The organism is Luteibacter anthropi (genome assembly GCF_011759365.1).
Lineage (GTDB): Bacteria > Pseudomonadota > Gammaproteobacteria > Xanthomonadales > Rhodanobacteraceae > Luteibacter > Luteibacter anthropi.
Window position 1 is genome coordinate 46,441 of record NZ_JAARLZ010000015.1, and the last position, 17,894, is coordinate 64,334.

16 protein-coding genes are annotated in these 17,894 nt (G+C 61.3%); 7 read left to right on the forward strand and 9 right to left on the reverse strand.

From position 1 onward, the window contains the following. Positions 1–78 precede the first annotated feature (78 nt). Positions 79–393, forward strand: a complete 315-nt coding sequence (locus HBF25_RS20585; RefSeq protein ID WP_166952269.1) for a hypothetical protein — start codon at positions 79–81, stop codon at positions 391–393. Here HBF25_RS20585 and HBF25_RS20590 read toward each other — a convergent pair. The 4 genes from HBF25_RS20590 to HBF25_RS20605 all read right to left on the reverse strand — a co-directional run bounded on the left by HBF25_RS20590 (position 384) and on the right by HBF25_RS20605 (position 5,628). Further along, entirely contained in the window at positions 384–1,757 is a 1,374-nt protein-coding gene (locus HBF25_RS20590; RefSeq protein ID WP_166952272.1) for a leucyl aminopeptidase family protein, read from the reverse strand. The two genes, HBF25_RS20585 and HBF25_RS20590, sit on opposite strands and share 10 nt — an antisense overlap. A 68-nt stretch (positions 1,758–1,825) precedes the next feature. Further along, positions 1,826–2,524, reverse strand: a complete 699-nt coding sequence (locus HBF25_RS20595; RefSeq protein ID WP_166952275.1) for an HAD-IA family hydrolase — start codon at positions 2,522–2,524, stop codon at positions 1,826–1,828. Between the two features lie 3 nt (positions 2,525–2,527). Next, complete coding sequence (locus HBF25_RS20600) at positions 2,528–4,021, reverse strand: LysM peptidoglycan-binding domain-containing protein (RefSeq protein WP_166952278.1); 1,494 nt, start codon at positions 4,019–4,021, stop codon at positions 2,528–2,530. Positions 4,022–4,257: 236 nt separating this feature from the next. Continuing rightward, a complete protein-coding gene (locus tag HBF25_RS20605; protein WP_166952281.1) occupies positions 4,258–5,628 on the reverse strand; it encodes a Do family serine endopeptidase in 1,371 nt (456 codons plus the stop codon). A 369-nt stretch (positions 5,629–5,997) separates the two neighbouring features. On the opposite strand from HBF25_RS20605, the gene HBF25_RS20610 reads away from it, so the two are divergent. The 3 genes from HBF25_RS20610 (at position 5,998) to HBF25_RS20620 (ending at position 10,204) form a co-directional block, all read left to right on the forward strand. Next, positions 5,998–8,145, forward strand: a complete 2,148-nt coding sequence (locus tag HBF25_RS20610; protein ID WP_166952284.1) for an adenosylcobalamin-dependent ribonucleoside-diphosphate reductase — start codon at positions 5,998–6,000, stop codon at positions 8,143–8,145. Between the two features lie 22 nt (positions 8,146–8,167). Continuing rightward, positions 8,168–9,373, forward strand: coding sequence for a hypothetical protein (locus tag HBF25_RS22700; RefSeq protein WP_425483517.1), 1,206 nt, complete (start codon positions 8,168–8,170; stop codon positions 9,371–9,373). Positions 9,374–9,451: 78 nt separating this feature from the next. Beyond that, complete coding sequence (locus HBF25_RS20620) at positions 9,452–10,204, forward strand: TSCPD domain-containing protein (protein ID WP_166952287.1); 753 nt, start codon at positions 9,452–9,454, stop codon at positions 10,202–10,204. A 1-nt stretch (position 10,205) separates the two neighbouring features. Here HBF25_RS20620 and HBF25_RS22480 read toward each other — a convergent pair whose 3' ends face one another. After that, positions 10,206–10,649, reverse strand: coding sequence for an HNH endonuclease (locus HBF25_RS22480; protein ID WP_166952290.1), 444 nt, complete (start codon positions 10,647–10,649; stop codon positions 10,206–10,208). Between the two features lie 603 nt (positions 10,650–11,252). On the opposite strand from HBF25_RS22480, the gene HBF25_RS20630 reads away from it, so the two are divergent. Beyond that, a complete protein-coding gene (locus tag HBF25_RS20630) occupies positions 11,253–11,669 on the forward strand; it encodes a lysozyme inhibitor LprI family protein (protein WP_166952293.1) in 417 nt (138 codons plus the stop codon). A gap of 148 nt (positions 11,670–11,817) precedes the next feature. On the opposite strand, the gene HBF25_RS20635 is transcribed toward HBF25_RS20630, so the two are convergent. Both HBF25_RS20635 and HBF25_RS20640 read right to left on the reverse strand, forming a co-directional pair. Continuing rightward, entirely contained in the window at positions 11,818–12,705 is an 888-nt protein-coding gene (locus HBF25_RS20635) for a restriction endonuclease (RefSeq protein ID WP_166952296.1), read from the reverse strand. A gap of 228 nt (positions 12,706–12,933) precedes the next feature. Beyond that, on the reverse strand, positions 12,934–13,677 hold the full coding sequence (locus tag HBF25_RS20640; RefSeq protein ID WP_166952299.1) for an SDR family oxidoreductase: 744 nt from the start codon (positions 13,675–13,677) through the stop codon (positions 12,934–12,936). A 100-nt stretch (positions 13,678–13,777) separates the two neighbouring features. Here HBF25_RS20640 and HBF25_RS20645 point away from each other — a divergent pair, with 100 nt between their 5' ends. Further along, a complete protein-coding gene (locus tag HBF25_RS20645; RefSeq protein WP_166952302.1) occupies positions 13,778–14,680 on the forward strand; it encodes a cupin domain-containing protein in 903 nt (300 codons plus the stop codon). Positions 14,681–14,719: 39 nt separating this feature from the next. On the opposite strand, the gene HBF25_RS20650 is transcribed toward HBF25_RS20645, so the two are convergent. After that, positions 14,720–15,577, reverse strand: a complete 858-nt coding sequence (locus tag HBF25_RS20650; RefSeq protein ID WP_166952305.1) for a hypothetical protein — start codon at positions 15,575–15,577, stop codon at positions 14,720–14,722. Positions 15,578–15,826: 249 nt separating this feature from the next. On the opposite strand from HBF25_RS20650, the gene yjjJ reads away from it, so the two are divergent. Then, on the forward strand, positions 15,827–17,203 hold the full coding sequence (gene yjjJ, locus HBF25_RS20655; RefSeq protein WP_166952308.1) for a type II toxin-antitoxin system HipA family toxin YjjJ: 1,377 nt from the start codon (positions 15,827–15,829) through the stop codon (positions 17,201–17,203). Here yjjJ and HBF25_RS20660 read toward each other — a convergent pair. Next, positions 17,198–17,887, reverse strand: coding sequence for a hypothetical protein (locus HBF25_RS20660; protein WP_166952311.1), 690 nt, complete (start codon positions 17,885–17,887; stop codon positions 17,198–17,200). The genes yjjJ and HBF25_RS20660 overlap by 6 nt on opposite strands. Positions 17,888–17,894: the final 7 nt, after the last annotated feature.

The window sequence follows — 17,894 nt, forward strand, 5'->3', positions numbered from 1 at the left end:
GCGCAAGGCGCGCTCCTACAAGAGCGGCGAAGGCGCAATGACGGCATACTGACCCGCCGACTCCCCCAAGGCCTTCGCATGACAGACCAGGACATCCCCGCGCGCGAATACACCCGGCCGCCGATGACGCGTGGCGTCGATCCGCAGCGCATGAACTGGCTATGGCAACTGGTGTTGCAGGCTACCGATCTCGACCCCGCTGACGTGCGCCAGGCCCTCAACGCCATCGGCGTGCCGGCCACCGACCAGCGCATCGCCAGCTGGCAGGCCTCGGACCGGGACGACAACTATTTCCCGCTCACCCTCGCGGAAATGGAGCGCAACCTGCGCGCGGTCATCGCGTGGAAAGCCAGGAGCGCGCAGGTTGCCGGCGAAGGCGCCGATCAGGAATAACGTTCGGACAGGAAGCGGAAGAACGCGCGCAGGCCCTGGGCCTCGCCACCGCGCGGATGCGCCGGGCGGTCGCCGTCGTTCCACGAGTAGGTGTCCAGGTGCATCCAGTTCTGGCTGTCGGGAATGAAGCGCTCCATATACAGCGCCGCCGTGATGGCACCGGCATGACGCGACGGCCCCGCATTGGCAAAGTCCGCGAGGTAGGAATCCAGCATGCGACGGTACGGACGCCACAGCGGCAGGCGCCACATCGGATCGTGCACGGCCTCGGCCGAACCGATCACGTGATCGGCGAGCTGGTCGCGGTTGGTGAACAACGCGGGTAGGTCCGGACCCAGCGCAATACGCGCGGCACCGGTGAGCGTGGCGAAATCCACGATGAGATCCGGCGCCTGCTCGGCCGCGAAGGCGAGGGCGTCGCACAGGACCAGGCGACCCTCGGCATCGGTGTTGTCCACTTCCACCGAATGACCGCCGCGCGTGCGAATGATCTCACCCGGACGCATGGCATTACCGGCGATGGCGTTCTCCACGGCAGGCACCAGCAGGGTGAGGCGCACCGGCAGACGGGCGCGCATCACCAGGCCGGCCAGCGCAATCGCATGCGCCGCGCCGCCCATGTCCTTCTTCATCCAGCGCATGCCGTCGGACGGCTTGATGTCCAGGCCGCCCGTGTCGAAGCACACGCCCTTGCCGACGATGACCAGCTTGGGGTTGGAGTTCTTGCCCCAGGTGAGCTCGATGAGGCGTGGCGGACGATGGCTGGCGCGACCCACGGCGTGGATGGTGGGGAAGTTGGCTTCCAGCAGTTCGTCGCCCACCCACTCGCGCACCTTCGCCTTGTGCTCGGCGGCATGCGCATGGATCGCCTCGGACAACTGCTCCGGCCCCATGTCTTCGGTGGGCGTGTTCACGAGGTCGCGCACCTGCGCGGTGGCCTCGATCAGCGGCTGCAACGTGCGCAGGGTGGAGCCGTCGACGCACAGCGAGGCCGGTTCGCGGCCCGTGCTGCGGTAACGCTCGAAGCGATAGGCACCCAATGCCCAGCCGAGCGCCAGCAGCTCGTGATCGTCGATGACGCCATCCTCGACCAGCTCGTAGGAGCCTTCCGGCAGCCTGCGCGCCAGGTCGCCCAGTGCGGACACCGGGTCGGCGCGATCCACGCCCACCAGTACGCGATGGATGTGGCCCTTGGCGTCGGGAAGCAGCGCCAGGGCGCCAGGCGTGGGACGGAAGCCGGTCGCCGCCAGCCACTGGCGGTGTGTCGCGCTGAGCCTTGCCTCGACCGCGGCCATGCCGGCGGCGTCGACGGTTTCGATGGCGACGACGTTACGTTTTCCAGACTTGCGTTCGATCAACGACATTACGGCTCCCGTGCCTCGCGGTCGTTGGCAACCGCGACAATGGATGATTGCAATTGAAGGCCGCTATTCTACCGGCGCGCATCGACCGAGTTGTCAATCCAGTCGGCAAGAGCGGTCATGTCGGCGAACTCGAAATCGGGTGTGGGGCCATGCGACCAGCGCTCGCCCGTGCGATTCAGCCACACCGTGCGCAGCCCGGCTTCGCGGGCACCCACCACGTCCAGCAGCGGGTCGTCGCCGACATGCAGGATCTCGGCTGGGCTCACGCCCAGCTCGTGGGCTGCGGCGAGGAAGATCTTCGGGTCTGGCTTGGCAAAGCCCACGCGGCCGGCGCTGAGGCGGGCCTTGAACAGGTGGTGCAGGCCGATCATTTCCAGGTCGGCATTGCCGTTGGACACGCTGGCGATAGGCACTTTCGCAGCGATGCGTTCCAGGGCCGCGAGGCTGTCGGGATACAGCTCGACGTTGTTGCGTGCCACGTAATAGATGCGCCAGAGCTCTTCGACCGGGGCATCCTCGATGCCGCAGGTGGCGAAGGCGTGGCGGATGGTGAGGCGACGCTGCTCGCTGAAATCGTGGGCGAGGTGCGGGTAGTCGCTGGAGATCTTCTCGCGCAGTTCGCGCATGGCCTGGATAGGCCATGCGCTGGCAACCGCGGGGTGATGCTCCTTGAGCCAGCGATCGGCGCAGTGCTCGGCCTCGATCAGGGCCGGCAGTACCGGCCACAGGGTGTCATCGAGGTCGAGCGAGACGGCGCGGATCAGCACGGCTTAGCGGGCACCGACCTTGAGCACCTGGCCGGGCTTGACGTTGTTGTCCTTCAGGCCGTTCATGGCACGAAGCTGGTTCACGTCGATGTTGTGGCGCTTGGCGATGGAATAGAGCGTGTCGCCGGTGGACACCTTGTAGGTGTGCGAGGCAGCAGCAGGCTTCTTCTCGGCCTTGGCCACTTCCTTCTTTTCCGCCTTGGCGGGCTTGGCTTCCTGCACCCTGGCCGGCTTGGCTTCGCTCACCTTCGGCGTTTCGATCTTGCCCGAGGGCTTCTCGGAGCTGTCGGTCGGAGCCAGGGGCTTGGCGACCGGCTTGCCCTTCACGGTGACCACGTCGGCCGTGACCTTGGCGAACTTGCCGCCACGCTTGCCGTTATCGGACACGGTGATGGCATCGGCGTGGATACCCGAGAAACCGACGTGCGCCGTGGTGGCGACGGTGCCCTGCACCTTCGCGAACTGCGACGGCTCGGCGGCGGCGACCGCGGCCTTCGGCTCCTTCGTCTTGCCACCCTTGCCCTTGGTTTCGGCCTTGGCGACGGCTTCCGGTGCAGCAGCCGGAGCGGCAGCCACGGCGGTCGGCGTGGTCATCGGTTCGCCCACGTTCGCGCGGGTACCGACCACGGAGGCGATCTTCGCGCGACGCGCGGCATCGCCCGAGGCGAGGGCCAGGCCATCGGCGTAGGGCACCAGGCTATGCGCACGCAGCAGCGAGCTGCCGGAACCGGACGTGACGAACGCCAGGAATTCCTTGATGTCGGCCGCCTTCGGATTGGCATCCTTGGTGACCAGGTAGAGTTCGGTGTAGAGCGGATAGGCGCCGCTGCCCACGGTGGACGACGACGGCGCGACGCCATCGATCGAAAGAACCTTGAGCTTCTTGTTGCCTGCCGCGCCGGCGAGCGTGCTGGCGCCGAGGCCGTGGCGGTCGAGGGTGACGCCCTCTTCGAGCTTGGCCACGTTCACGTAGAGGCGGGGCGCCGCCACCGGCTGGTTGCCGCGTCCGAACAGCAGCTTGCGCATGCTGTATTCCACGCCGTCACCCGGGCTGGCCACCGAGTAGAGGTTGATCGGCGCGTCGTCGCCGCCGAGGTCCTTCCAGTTGGTGATGCGGCCCATGTAGATGTCATGCAGCTGCTTGAGCGTGATGTTGCTCACCGGGTTCGACGGGTAGGTGACCATGACCAGCGCGTCCCACGCCACCGGCGTGAAGGTCAGCGCCTGTTCCGCGGCGCCCACGCTCGGACGAGCCGAACCGGCGAGGTCGGCCGTGCCGTTGACCACGGCATCGATGCCCGAGGCGGTGTTGAAGGGCTGCAGTTCGATCTTGCCCTTGCCGGATTTCTCCCATGCCTTGGCAACATCGGTGACCACGCCACGCGCGGTGGTGATGTCGCCACGCCAGACAAGTTGCGTTCCAGCGGCAAGAACGGTGGCAGAGGCGCTAAGGCCGATCAGCGTGGCGGTGAACAGTCGCGCGAGACGAAGAGACATGGACGGCAAGAACCTCGGAAGGAACGGGGTAGGCTGAAGGGCGCAATTGTGGGCTATTGAAGGCCCGCGCGCACCATTGACGTCGTTCAGCATCCTGCCCTCCCGAAGCCGAACCAAAGCTGACGCTGTAGGAGCGCGCCCCCACACGCCCGTTTTTGTAGGAGCGCGCCTTGCGCGCGACCGGATCGGAGCGACCCGCTCACATCTTTCGACCCGGTCGCGCGCAAGGCGCGCTCCTACAGGACGACGTAGTAGACGGCGTCGTCACGGACGACCGAGAGCAGCAGCTGCCGCACCGGCAGCGAGCCCGTCGTGGGCAGTGACTTCACACCGTTGATGCGCTGCTGGGCGATGGCGACAATCACGTCGCCGTCACGTAATCCGGCCTGATAGGCCACCGAACTGCGCGACACCGCACTCAGGGCGATGCCATACAGCCCCTGCGATTTCTGGTCCGACGACAGGTCGTTAAGCGTGACCCCCGCCAGGCGCTTGTCCACCTTCGCGCCATCCAGCGTCGCCAGCTTCACCGCCTCGATCGTGGCCTCCACATCGCGCGGCGTACCATCGCGGCGCACCGCCAGCTTCACCTGCGCGCCCAGCGGCAGCAGGCCCTCGGCATTGCGCAGGTCCTGTGCGCCGCGCACCGGCTTGCCGTCGATGGCGGTAAGCACGTCGCCCGTCTGCAAGCCCGCGCCATCGGCAGGCGAGCCCTGGTTCACCCGCGTGACCACGGCGCCATTGGTGTCCTTGAGCCCCAGCGCCTGGGCGATGCGTGGCGTGATGTCCTGCACTTCCACGCCCAGGTTGCCGCGACGGACCTTGCCGTAGGCGAGCAGTTGCTTCATCACGCCCGTGGCCAGATCGGTGGGAATGGCGAAGCCGATGCCCACGTTGCCGCCCGAGGGCGTGAAGATCATCGAGTTGATGCCCACCAGCTCGCCGCGCAGGTTCACCAGCGCGCCACCGGAATTGCCCGGATTGATCGAGGCATCCGTCTGGATGAAATTCTGGAAGCCCTTGCCCAGGCCCGAACGCCCCAGCGCCGAGACCATGCCCGACGTGGCCGTCTGTCCCAGGCCGAACGGATCGCCCACGGCCACTACGAAATCGCCGACTCGCAGCTGCGAGGAATCGGCCACGGGCAGCGCCTGCAAGCGCTCGGCGGGAATCTGCAACACCGCGAGGTCGGTATCCGGATCGGTACCGACCACCTTCGCCTTGAAGTCGCGCCCGTCCTGCAGGGTGACCGTGATGTCGTCCGCACCACCGGCGACATGATTGTTGGTGAGCACATAGCCCTTCCCGGCATCCACGATCACGCCCGAGCCCAGGCTCTGCTCCACGCGCTCGCGCGGCACGCCCTGGCCGCCGAACAGCTGGCGGAAGATCGGATCGTCGGCATACGCATTGCGCGTGCGCACGCGTGTCTTCGTGGAGATGTTCACCACCGCCGGCGTCACCTTCGCCAGCATCGGCGCGAGGGAGGGCAGGGGTTCGCCGTTGACGGCCGGCGGCAACGAGGCGAAGGCGGGCGGAGCCAGCGCCATGGCCAGGGCTGCGCCGAGCAGCAGGGAGGGAAGTGGCCGGTGAAGGCGAGAGGTCATGGAAACGCTCCTTGGCAGGTGTGCTCCGGGCACGTGGATCGCCGCATTCGACCACGCCGGCACGCATCGGTTTCATGATGCGCGACAGCGTTTTCCGACACTTTACATCGCCATGCGCCGGGGGTAAGGTTCGCCACGTCAGCAACCACAACATCTTGTGTTTCGTTAACTGATGATCATCAAGAAGTGGTGTTGTGGCTCGTGAGATTCCTGCTTCAAACCATCGCCCGCAAACGGTTTTCCGCGCGCGGTAACGTAAGAGACGGTCGATGGGTCGGCGCCGCTTCCGGGGGAGGGCGCCGACACGGTGCGACGACGCTCCCATGGCAACAGGCCGGACACGCATCCGGCTGAGAGGATGACGACGACATGAGCACTGCACGTGCGCACGCGATGGGCATCGATCCCGCGGCCATTCCGTTACAGCCTGCCTCGTACGACATCTGGGACAAGAAGTACCGCCTGAAGGCCAAGTCCGGCGAGCCCGTGGACGACTCCGTGGACGGCACCTTCCAGCGTGTGGCCCGTGCGCTGGCCGACGTGGAGGCCACCCCCGAATTGCGCGAACACTGGAATGCCCGCTTTCTATGGGCGCTGCGCCGTGGCGCGATTCCGGCCGGCCGCATCACCTCCAACGCCGGTGCCCTAGCGCACAAGCCCGCCACCTCCACGATCAACTGCACCGTGTCGGGCACCATCGCCGATTCGATGGACGACATCCTCCAGAAGGTGCACGAGGCGGGCCTCACCCTGAAGGCCGGCTGCGGCATCGGCTACGAGTTTTCCACGCTGCGTCCGCGCGGCGCGTATGTGTCCGGTGCCGGCGCCTATACGTCCGGTCCGCTGTCCTTCATGGATATCTACGACAAGATGTGCTTCACCGTGTCGTCGGCCGGCGGCCGCCGTGGTGCGCAGATGGGCACCTTCGACGTGAGCCATCCGGACGCCCGGGAGTTCATCCGCGCCAAGCGCGAAAACGGCCGGCTGCGCCAGTTCAACCTCTCGCTGCTGATCACCGATGGCTTCATGGAGGCCGTTGAGCACGACCGCGACTGGCCCACCGTCTTCCCTGTGCACGTGAAGGAGCGCGACGAGATCGACCTGGACGACGCCAGCAAGGTTCTCTGGCGCGAATGGCCCATTCACGAGAACTACGTGGTGCGCGAGGACGGCCTGGTGGCCTGCAAGATCTACGGCCAGATCCGCGCTCGGCATTTGTGGGACATGATCATGGTCTCGACGTACGACTACGCCGAGCCCGGCTTCATCCTCATCGACCGCGTCAACGAGATGAACAACAACTGGTGGTGCGAGCAGATCCGCGCCACCAACCCCTGCGGCGAGCAGCCGCTGCCGCCCTACGGCTCGTGCCTGCTCGGCTCGGTGAACCTCACCCTGTTCGTGCGCGACCCGTTCGGCCCCAAGGCCCGCTTCGACTGGGACGAATACCGCGAGGTGGTGCGCGTGTTCACCCGCATGCTCGACAACGTGGTGGAGATCAACGGCCTGCCGCTGGCAGAGCAGCGCGAGGAAATCCTGTCCAAGCGCCGCCACGGCATGGGCTTCCTCGGCCTGGGTTCCACCCTCACCATGCTGAAGATGCGCTACGGCTCCGCCGAGGCGGTGTCCTTCACCGAGGATGTATCCCGCGAGATGGCGGTGGCGGGCTGGGAAGTGGCGCTGGACCTGGCGAAGGAAAAAGGCCCGGCACCGGTGCTGGCGCGCGAGTACGTCGTTACGGGCGACATGCTGCGCAAGCGCCCGGAAATGGCGAGGGATGGATGGGAATCCGGCGACCGTATCCGCGGCAGCGTGCTCCACGCCAGGTATTCCCGCTACATGCAGCGCGTGGCCGGCGTGGCCCCGGCCCTGGTGGACGCGCTGGCCGAGACCGGCGCCCGCTTCACCCACCACACCTCCATCGCCCCCACCGGCACCATCTCGCTGAGCCTGGCCAACAACGCCTCCAACGGCATCGAGCCCAGCTTCGCCCATCACTATTCGCGCAACGTGATCCGCGAAGGAAAGAAATCGAAAGAAAAGGTCGAGGTGTACAGCTACGAGCTGCTGGCCTACCGGGCGCTGATCAACAGCGAGGCGATGCCGTTCACCGACGATCCGAAGATCCGGCTGCCGGAATACTTCGTGGCGGCCGACGACATCGGCCCGAAAGAGCACGTGGACATCCAGGCCGCCTCGCAGAAGTGGATCGACAGCTCGATTTCCAAGACAGCGAACGTCCCTACCGATTATCCTTACGACGACTTCAAGGACATCTATTTTTACGCCTACAAGCAGGGTCTGAAGGGCTGTACCACCTTCCGTTTCAACCCCGCCGCGTTCCAGGGTGTACTCGTCAAGGAAGCCGATCTTGAGAGCACCCACTACCGCTTCGAATTGGAAGACGGTAGCGTTGTCGAACTGAAGGGCAATGAAGAAGTTGAATATGACGGCGAGATGCACACCGCCGCCAACCTCTTCGATGCCCTGAAGGAAGGTTATTACGGCAAGTTCTGAAACCCCGCGGAGAGGGAAACCTATGTCCATTGAAAACCAGACCGTCGAGGGCGAGTTGCCCGTAAACGACATCCAGCCCGAAGACAACGTCACCACCGTCACCGGTGAAGACGCTGCCTCCGACGACACCCATGCCTCGTCCGAGTCGGTCGAAGACACCGCCGCTCCGGTCGCCCCGAAGCCGGTGGTGAAGAAGAAGCCGGTCGCCAGGAAGGTCATCGAGGCCGCTCCGGCTCCCGCCGACCTGTTCGAAGGCACGGCCGATCACAGCGATTCCGACTTCGCCGATCACCCGGTGACCGACGAAGCCCCGGTCGCCAAGGTCAAGAAGCCGCGCAAGCCGGCCGTGAAGAAGGCCAAGCCGGTTGCGGCCGAAGCCGCTCCGGTGGCTGACGTGGCCCCGGTGGTTGCCGATGAACCGGCCGCTCCGGCGCCGGCGAAGAAGGCTCGCAAGGTGGTCAAGAAGGCCGCCGCGAAGCCGGCTGTCGTCGAAGCCGCTCCGGCCAAAAAGGCTGCGAAGAAGGCCCCGGCGAAGAAGGCCGCTGCTGCTGAAGAAGCACCGGTGAAGGCTGCTTCGAAGAAGGCCGGCAAGAAGGCCGCTCCGAAGAAGGCCGCCGCCAAGAAGGCTGCCAAGAAGGCCGCGCCGACCAAGGCTGCGTCCAAGAAGGCTGCAAAGAAAGCCGCTCCGAAGAAGGCTGCGGCCAAGAAGGCCGTGAAGAAAGCCGCTTCGAAGAAGGTGGCCGCCAAGAAGGCGGTGAGGAAGGCCGCTCCGAAGAAGGCTGCCGCCAAGAAGGCCGTGAAGAAGGGTGCTTCGAAGAAGGTGGCCGTCAAGAAGGCCGCCCCGAAGAAGGCCGCGGTCAAGAAGGGCGCAGCAAAGAAGGTTGTCGCGAAGAAGGCGGTCAAGAAGTCGGCAGCGAAGAAGGTTGCCGTCAAGAAGACCGGCCGCAAGGTTGCAGTAAAGAAGGCCGTCAAGAAGGCAGCCAACCGCGTCGTCCGCAAGGCGACGGCCGCCAAGAAGGCGGTGAAGAAGGCAGTCGGCAAGGTCGCCCGCAAGGTGACGGGCCGCGCTGCTGCCAAGAAGACGGTCCGCAAGGCCGCAGGCAAGACGGTTGCCCGCAAGGCAACCGGCAAGAAGACTGTCGCCAAGGCGGCGGTCAAGAGGTCCACTGCCAGCAAGACCGGCCGTACGTCGGCGCGCAAGACCGCCGGCCGTGGCCGTCGCAAGTAAGTAGCACCCATCCGACCCGGCGCCTGCGCCGGGTCGGATACCCCGTCGGGCACATCGCTCGCAGCAGGAAACCGAGTCATGGCGATCAGGATCGAGAAGAAGATCACGGGCTACCAGGTCATCAAACCCGATGACAAACCCGCCCCGACCGCCACGCCGGCCGAGGAACCGGCCGCCGAAGTCATCCAGATGCACGAAAGCCTGGAGCGCCCGGACACCCTCCTGGGCAACACGTACAAGATCAAGTCGCCGCTCTTCGAGCACGCGCTGTACGTAACCATCAACGACATCGTGCTCAACGCCGGCACCCGGCACGAACAACGACGCCCCTTCGAGATCTTCATCAACTCGAAGAACATGGACCACTTCCAGTGGATCGTGGCCCTCACCCGCATCCTCTCCGCCGTCTTCCGCAAGGGAGGCGACGTGACCTTCATCGTCGAAGAGCTCAAGGCCGTCTTCGACCCCCGCGGCGGCTACTTCAAGGCCGGCGGCATCTACATGCCCAGCATCGTCGCCGAGATCGGCGCCGTCATCGAACAGCATATGAAGTCGATCGGCCTGATCCAGGCCCCCGAACTCGACGAAGCCACCCGCCAACTCATCGCGGAAAAACGCGCCGCCTACGAATCCGCCACCACCCCCACCCCTGTAGGAGCGCGCCCTGCGCGCGACCCATCGCCCGAATCACAACCAGACACCGAACCGCACACCAACGCGGCAGGGTTCCCTGCGGGGGCTACGTTGTGCAGCAAGTGCAATACGCAGGCGTTGGTGATGATGGATGGGTGTCAGACTTGCTTGAATTGTGGGTATTCGAAGTGTGGTTAACTTATTGATTAAATGAGTTCTTCTTCGGGTGGGTTAGTGAGGCGTCATGAAGCCGGTCACGCAACTCCTGAACCGTGATGACATCCTTCTTTCTATGAAGCATGGCATGGCAATTGGGGCAGACCGGAATGAGGTCCTTGATAGGATCAACTAGATAAGGCCCGCTCGCTGAAGATATCGGTTTGTGATGATGGACGTGAATAAAACCTTCGCCCCAGGTACCGTATTTTTTAGCAAAATCCATATCGCACACCTGGCAAGTTGCACCGTAATGCTTGATGCACTGGGCTCTTGCCGCGGGGCTTCTTTCGTAGTGCTTCGCGATCGCCTCGACTGAGGCTCCTTCTTTGTGTGTGCTTATGGCGCGGACGTATGGATCTCCTGCGCTGTTCTGCAACGAGAATGACCACCAAACCCCAACAGGCACGGCATCATCAACGCTCACAGCGTGTGCTAGGCCGATGTAAGTAAATGGTTCTGAATTGTTTTCTCGAAAAAAACGTGAACTTCCGCGCCGGCGGTAACCATGCGTCTTATAGATTCATGAGTAGCCTTAGCTCCCGTTTTTCCCGTCCAAAATAGATCATCTCCTTCAAATCTATTCGCATAGTCGTGCCCGGTCCTGCCGGCGACTCCGACATTGCAGAAGATGAAGTAGGCACCTTGATACTCGAAATAGCCGTTTACGTACGGTCCCCACCTAGGTACGGGATTCATGCCCAGAAGGGCTAAAACATCGTTCCTAGAATACCTATGGCTGTTTACAAATGAGAATGTCGTCATGGCTTCCCCCTTCGGAAGACAAGACGCATTCTAATATAGAAGTGAGAATACTCTCATCACTAATGGCTGGCTCCGGCGATTGAGGCCTTGCTATACGGTTAGAGCCACGCTTTGAGATGTGGCATTCCGCATGCAATGGGCTCATGGGATGACATCAATGCCAGGTTTTGCGGAGAATCAATGCGATGTCTGTTCAGGTGGGCATACTTTGCCTAGACTGACATGGGTCTAGGAGGGGCTCGAAATCTTCGGGAGCAAGGCTTGGATGTGGTGTAAATCTATTTCTGCCGTGTTGCTATTTACCACTATCCTCAATTCCTCGGTGGCTTTGGCTAAACAATCTTCTGCCGATCGCCCAGCCGAGATTGGCCTACGCCTTTCTTATCAGGAGTGCATCAACGCTTCTGGCGGAGTAAATCCCGCTATGCGAGATTGCATGAGTGTCGAATTCGCATTTCAGGACGAGCGCCTGAACGCCGTATACAAGAAACTCATGGGAACGTTGGTCGCGGAAGAGAAGCAGTTGCTTCGAAATGAGGAGCGGAGTTGGATAAGGCATAAAGATGCTGCCTGTAGCGCGGGCGACGAACCAGGTCAAACGGACGAGGTCACGGCATATGATTGTGTTGTCATTGAAACGGCCCGGCGTGCGCAGGAACTGGAACACCGGATTGGGAAGTAATGGATAAAACTCAGCCATGACAGCCTGGTTGGATATCTGGCCTTTCAAAACTAAGTAGATGCGGTTCCGGCGCCATAGCCTTGAGGATGGACTCGCGATATTCCGGCATCAAGATCGCTTGCATTCCAATTCGAGAAGCAGCCGAACCTCACTCTCCTTCCAAAACCGGAGTCGTCCTCTCAAGAATCTTCATCGACTCCGCGTTCTTCCGCTCCCACTCCTTCATGTCATCGACTTGCTCTGATGTTACGGCATGGATCGATGGGGCATTCTGCCCAGAAGAAATTGCCGGGATCTGCCGTGCAGCATAGACGACATTTAATTGGGATGGCGTCGAATTGATGGCATGAAGTGCCGGGGAAGCCGTGGTGCTTGGCTGTCGCAAATGCTCCATGGCCGACGCTTGCTGCTTACGGAGCATTTCCTGTGTGTCCTGACCGAACTTTTGCATGGTGTACTGGTAGTAAAAATAGCCGCCGAGCAGAGGGGCAAGTGGAATGACCGTCTTCAGAACAAGCTTGGCGATCCACGATTCAGGCTGCGATTTCCTGGGCTGTCGTTTGTGTTGGCGTCCGGCTTGCCTTGCCCATGAAGGTATGTCGCTTCCGGTGCTGAACGTAGCGTCCTCCAGAGGTAAACCGAGCAGCTTTCTTAGCTGGAGTCCGTCGATAAGTTCAATCGACGACGTGCGCATAGATGCTTCACGAGCTGCCTTGGTGAATTCCCCGGAAGTGATCAGGATAGCGCCCGTTGCGCCTTGGGTGTGCATTACGCCGATGAGTTCATGCACTGCGTTGTGAGGAACTTGTAGTGCATTCCAATGCTTGCACTGGACGACAATGTACTGATTGTTGCGGTAGAGCTTCAGGTCAATGCCGCCATCGGTTTGCCGGCCACCTTGACCGGTGCCGCTATGGTCGACCCGATATCCCTGCCCAACGTAGTGGTTTGCGATCAGGCGCTCGAACGCATCCCAAGATATGCCCGTCAGCGTATCGGTCCAGCGCTCACCTACCGGTTTTCCGCGTCGGCTCATAGCATGACTTCGTCGCGCCACGTCGCCGTCTGGTTGAATGCTCTATCCATGTTCGCCCCTGTCCGCCTTCTAAGGCGGCTCGTGTTGAGCCGCCTGTTAAGAATAATGGACGGGATAGTAGTTTGGGATTACGAGATAGCCGGATTTGCCGTAAAGGCTTAAATGCATCAGCTACTGGTAAGGGCTCTCAGTGGATGCCATTAATGCCGAAGCTTCTCTGCTTTTGGGTCAGCTTGCCCGAGCCCACTGCACAGCATCTTCCCCGGCTGGGATTAGCATCGCACTCTCCGGCTCATTCACCGCCCGCCACACCGCTTCCGACACATCCTCCAGATATGTAATCGGCCCCGGCTCCTGGAACCTCGCGAACACCTGTTGCGCAAGCCCCGCATAAGCCTCCGGAATAGCACCATCCATCCGCGTCTGCGCGTTGTCACCAAACCGCGTGTCCGGTGCCCGGCCAGGCATCACGACACGAACGTGAATACCAAACGGTTCCACTTCCAGGGCCAGCGACTCCGTAAAAGCATTCACCGCCGCTTTGCTCGCCGTATAAACAGGCAGCAGAAGCAACGGCCGCAGCGTGACGGATGACGTGACATTCACGATGGCGCCTGCCTTACGTTCCCGGAATTGGGGAAGCACGGCCTGCGTCATGGCGATGGTGCCGAGGGTATTGGTCTCAAAGACCTCCCGCACCGTTTGCATCGGCATCCCTTCCAGCGCGCCCAGCCAGCCGATGCCGGCATTGTTGACGAGGGCGTCGATGGGGCCTGCGGCCTCGATGGCCCGGCGAATGCTTTCTGCATCGGTGACATCGAGTGGCAGGATACGAAGATTGGTCGAATGGGGGAGCACATCCTCGCGAGGCGTACGCATCGTGGCGATGACCTTCCAGTCGCGTTCGAGAAAGTACCGCGCGATGTCGCGGCCAAAGCCGGACGAACAGCCAGTAATAAGGACGGTTTTCATGAGCCACTCCATTAAGTGATCGGGACCTGAAAGACGATAGGTCCCGGCCTTCGGACTTGCTACCATTCCAAGTCCGAGTTTCTTTAGCAGGAGTCCGACCGTGACCGATCCCTTGGCCGAAGTCGTCGCGCTGCTCCAGCCGCGTGCCGGCATAACGAAGCGGGTATGCGGGGCAGGGCGCTGGCGTGTCCGGCGTACGGAGGTGGGGCAGCCGTTCTATGCGGTGATCCTCGAAGGCACCAGCTGGCTGTTCCGCGAAGGCAAGGAACCCACCGTGCTGCGCGAAGGTGACTTTGTCCTGATTCCGGCGGCGCAGGATTTCACCATGACCAGCTTCGATCCACCTACCGCAGAAGAAGCGGAAGTGCCACCCCTCGTCCTCGCGCCGGGTGAGATCTGGCTGGGCACGCCCGGCGTGCCACCCGATGTGCGTTCCCTCATTGGCCACTGTTCGTTCGAGTCGGCGGATGCCTCCTTGCTGGTATCCCTGATGCCCGAGGTGGTGCTTGTCCGCGATGGCGGCCGCCTTGCGGCGCTGGTCGGGTTGGTCAGGGATGAATTCCGGGCGGAACGTCCCGCGCGTGATGTGGTGCTGACTCGTTTGCTGGAGGTGTTACTGATCGAGGTGCTGCGATCAACCATGGATGTCACGGCATCCCCGGGTCTGTTGCGAGGGCTTGCCGATGTGCGGCTCGCGGCGGCCATTCGTCGGATGCATGAGCGCCCCACGCAGGCGTGGACAGTGGCTCAGCTGGCGAAGGAGGCGGCGCTATCGCGCTCGACGTTCTTCGAGCGATTCAACCGTGCGGTGGGCATGGCACCGATGGAGTACCTGCTCGCCTGGCGGATGGCGCTGGCCAAGCACATGCTGGGGAAGAAGGAGGCCAGCGTGAGTGAGGTGGCGCAGCGGGTGGGGTATGGGTCTGCGAGTACGTTTAGTGTGGCGTTTACGCGGTATGTGGGGGTGGCTCCATCGAAGTACGTCGTTCAAGTCGTGCCCTGAATAACGCCTCGTGAAACGACTTCATGACCGGCAATTCATCTAGGGAAGGCGTCGGTAAATCACGTCACTGAGACTGTTTATCTGACTTTTGGTAGCGGGAGGGTTTTGGAGGACCTGCCCGGCTAAAGGGTGGCTCGCCATGGCTTCCCTGGTGTTAAGTTCGATAGAAGGGTCATCCTTGAACTTCTGTTTCAAATGGTGATGGGCGCTGTTGGCCAGGATGTCCGCGGCCAGCGTCATGGAGGACTGTTCGCAGCGGATACCTATATCGATATGGGCGAACCTGACGGAAGCGCTGACGCTCGATAAATCCGATGTCATCACATGCGTGACCCGTTTAGCGGGATCCCTGTCACGCGTTTTCTCCTCATGGACAATGGGTTCGCCCTTCATGACCTGGATATAGCTTTCAATTTCCTGAAGGAGTCGCTTCCTGACGCCATTGTCGATCGTATCGGTGATGACCTCGATGCACACGCCTTCCTCGCGGTATGGATGGAGGCATGCAAGTGCTTTGATCATGACGTCACTAAAAAGCTTGGCGTGAAGCAATTCCCCGTCGTTTTTCGCACCACCTCGTTCCGGATCGAACTCGGATTGATAGAGGCCTTCGACGAAAATCGCCTCATATAGCCAAGGGATGCCTTCTTTTTGAAACGTGTCGATTAACGCCTTCCTCAATCTCGCCTGCTCCTCGGGCGGAGCCTCCGTGATGTGTGCCTTCCCATCAAACTCGGCGGATTGGATGGCTTCATCAAGTAATGACTTGTAATGTTCGAACCGGTTGGCAGGCAGGAGGAAGCCTGCCATCACCCCCAACTCACCTTCGAATTTTTCCTTGGCTCCGGCATATCCCTTTGCGCCTGACTCGTCGATGATCAGATAGTGCTTTTGCATATTCCCTCACGCTGAGTGGTTCAGGCCTTCGTACGTCGCCTGCATGCCCTTGCCGATATCCGGGCAATACGATTGGCGTCAGTCTAGCGGTCTCGCCCGGTACGTGGGCATGGCGCCACCGAGTCGTGTGGCGCCAGTTCTTGGATAAGTTGCTAGAAGTATCTATTCAAATATAAAGCATGCATATTCATAACTATTTGAATTAATTGACACTTGACGATGATAATCTATTCAAGTATCTATTCAGGCATGGCCTTGCCCACCGACAACCCATCGCCTTTACTCGCCCTACTTCAGCGGCACGGACCTTCGTCGGCTCAGCAGCTGGCATCTGCACTCGGTGTCAGCCAACCGACAGTGTCGCGAATGCTCGACTCCGAGGGGGATCGTGCTATCCGCATTGGAAGGGCTCGCCGTACGCGATATGCCGCTGTGCGCAATGTGCGCGGGCTGGGCACGCACTGGCCCCTGTTTCGCATCGACGCCCGGGGGCGTCCACAGGCATTCGGTGAGATGAGGGCCCTTTACGGTGCAGGGGTGCAGGTATCGATAGACAGTACGCCTGACTGGTTTCGGGACGAGTTCGTCGATGGGGTCTTTCCCGGCGTCCCATGGTTTCTGGACGATCAGCGCCCCCAAGGATTTCTCGGCCGTCTCTTCGCCCAGCGATGGGCGCGTGAGTTGGGACTTCACGCCGATGTACTCATGTGGGACGACGACGCTGTGCTGACCGCGTTGCTTCTTCAGGGAGGCGACGAGCAAGGTAATTTCGTTCTCGGTGAAGGTGCGCTTGAGCGCGCGCTCACGGGTTCGCATGATGAAGTGTCCGTATCCGACAGGGACACCCGATATACTGTTCTGGCAGAGAAGGTACTGGCCGGAGAGTCGGTAGGTTCATCGGCTGCGGGTGAACAACCCAAGTTCACAGCCATGGTGCGAGATGCAGATGGTTCTCCACGTCATGTCATCGTGAAGTTCAGTGAGTCTGTCGGAAGTTCTCCTGCGGCTAGGCGCTGGGCGGATTTATTGATCTGCGAGCATCTGGCAGATGAGCTTCTGGCAGAGCATGGTGATCACAGTGCGAAGACGAATCTCGTCTGGTCACAGGATCGCCTGTGCCTTGAAGTAAGTCGATTTGATCGCCTCGGCGCTTATGGACGACGAGGTTGCGTCACCCTTGCTGCATGGAGCGATGCTCACGATGGTGAGCGGGATGACTGGCCGCGCGCAACGGAACGGATGCGCCGGGCCGGTTGGGTGCAGTTGGAAGATGTCGAGCGTGTACGACGTCGCTGGTGGTTCGGGCGAATGATCGGCAACACAGACATGCACTTCGGTAATCTCTCGTTCTTCCTTGACGATTCGCTTCCCATGTCGCTCACGCCGAGCTACGACATGCTTCCGATGTTGTATCGGCCGGCTAGTAATGGAGCGATTGTCGCCAGGGATTACGCGCCACCGGTGCCGATGCCAGCGGATATGGCGGTATGGCAAGAGGTTGCAGGCTGGTCCGAATCTTATTGGAGGACCGTTTCCAATCACGCCGAACTAAGTCGTGAAATGCGCGACATAGCCCGGAAAAATCGGATTCTGATGAGTCAGGCCCGACAGCGTTTTTCGTCATAGCATCGCTGGTACCGTGTCTTCGCTGGGCCGTTCCGTTTTTTGCTTCAAGGCAATGGCTTCATGCAAATACATGTCCATGGCTTCGACGCGCGATCTCATCATCGCAGACATCCAGTTCAAAGCATAAAGAAGCGCCAGGACCAAGCCGGCCAACGTATCGACCAGGCCTAATGGCTTTCCCTGCATGTACTGTTCGGCCTGAAGGTAGACGGCGATGAATACAGGAATGATCCCGAGCGTTGCCGTGCTACCGAATAAGAGTGGGAGCCTTTGATTGAATCGTTCTCGCCGAAAGGTCGCCATGGCGGAATGGCGTTCAAGCGTGTCGATAGGCAGGCTGGCCAGCCAATCGATCAGCCCGAAATGATATTTGGTGTCATGGTCAAGCTGCTCGGCGAAGTTCCTTATCGGTGCGCGCAGGCTGAAATACTCCTGGCGCGTATACCAGAAATTCAAGGTGATGCCGAGAATTTCCAGCGCCAGAAAAAGCAGCATGATGACGATCTGGATACCTCCCGGAATGGGAAGGTTGCTCACCAGGATGGACAGGGAGAACGCCAGCACCGCCAGGGCCAATCCGAACTTCGCTTTCTGGGGCGATGTTGACCTTCCTGAGTCGTAATCAGGCATCTCACTCAATCGACGATTCAATTCGACGAAAGTGAGCTTCGAACTATGGGTCATGCGAAGT

Coding starts and splice junctions, on each gene's coding strand:
- HBF25_RS20585 (WP_166952269.1), top strand. CDS start 79: ATGACAGACCAGGACATCCCCGCGCGCGAATACACCCGGCCGCCGATG.
- HBF25_RS20590 (WP_166952272.1), bottom strand. CDS start 1,757: ATGTCGTTGATCGAACGCAAGTCTGGAAAACGTAACGTCGTCGCCATC.
- HBF25_RS20600 (WP_166952278.1), bottom strand. CDS start 4,021: ATGTCTCTTCGTCTCGCGCGACTGTTCACCGCCACGCTGATCGGCCTT.
- HBF25_RS20605 (WP_166952281.1), bottom strand. CDS start 5,628: ATGACCTCTCGCCTTCACCGGCCACTTCCCTCCCTGCTGCTCGGCGCA.
- HBF25_RS20610 (WP_166952284.1), top strand. CDS start 5,998: ATGAGCACTGCACGTGCGCACGCGATGGGCATCGATCCCGCGGCCATT.
- HBF25_RS22700 (WP_425483517.1), top strand. CDS start 8,168: ATGTCCATTGAAAACCAGACCGTCGAGGGCGAGTTGCCCGTAAACGAC.
- HBF25_RS20620 (WP_166952287.1), top strand. CDS start 9,452: ATGGCGATCAGGATCGAGAAGAAGATCACGGGCTACCAGGTCATCAAA.
- HBF25_RS20630 (WP_166952293.1), top strand. CDS start 11,253: ATGTGGTGTAAATCTATTTCTGCCGTGTTGCTATTTACCACTATCCTC.
- HBF25_RS20635 (WP_166952296.1), bottom strand. CDS start 12,705: ATGAGCCGACGCGGAAAACCGGTAGGTGAGCGCTGGACCGATACGCTG.
- HBF25_RS20640 (WP_166952299.1), bottom strand. CDS start 13,677: ATGAAAACCGTCCTTATTACTGGCTGTTCGTCCGGCTTTGGCCGCGAC.
- HBF25_RS20650 (WP_166952305.1), bottom strand. CDS start 15,577: ATGCAAAAGCACTATCTGATCATCGACGAGTCAGGCGCAAAGGGATAT.
- yjjJ (WP_166952308.1), top strand. CDS start 15,827: ATGGCCTTGCCCACCGACAACCCATCGCCTTTACTCGCCCTACTTCAG.
- HBF25_RS20660 (WP_166952311.1), bottom strand. CDS start 17,887: ATGACCCATAGTTCGAAGCTCACTTTCGTCGAATTGAATCGTCGATTG.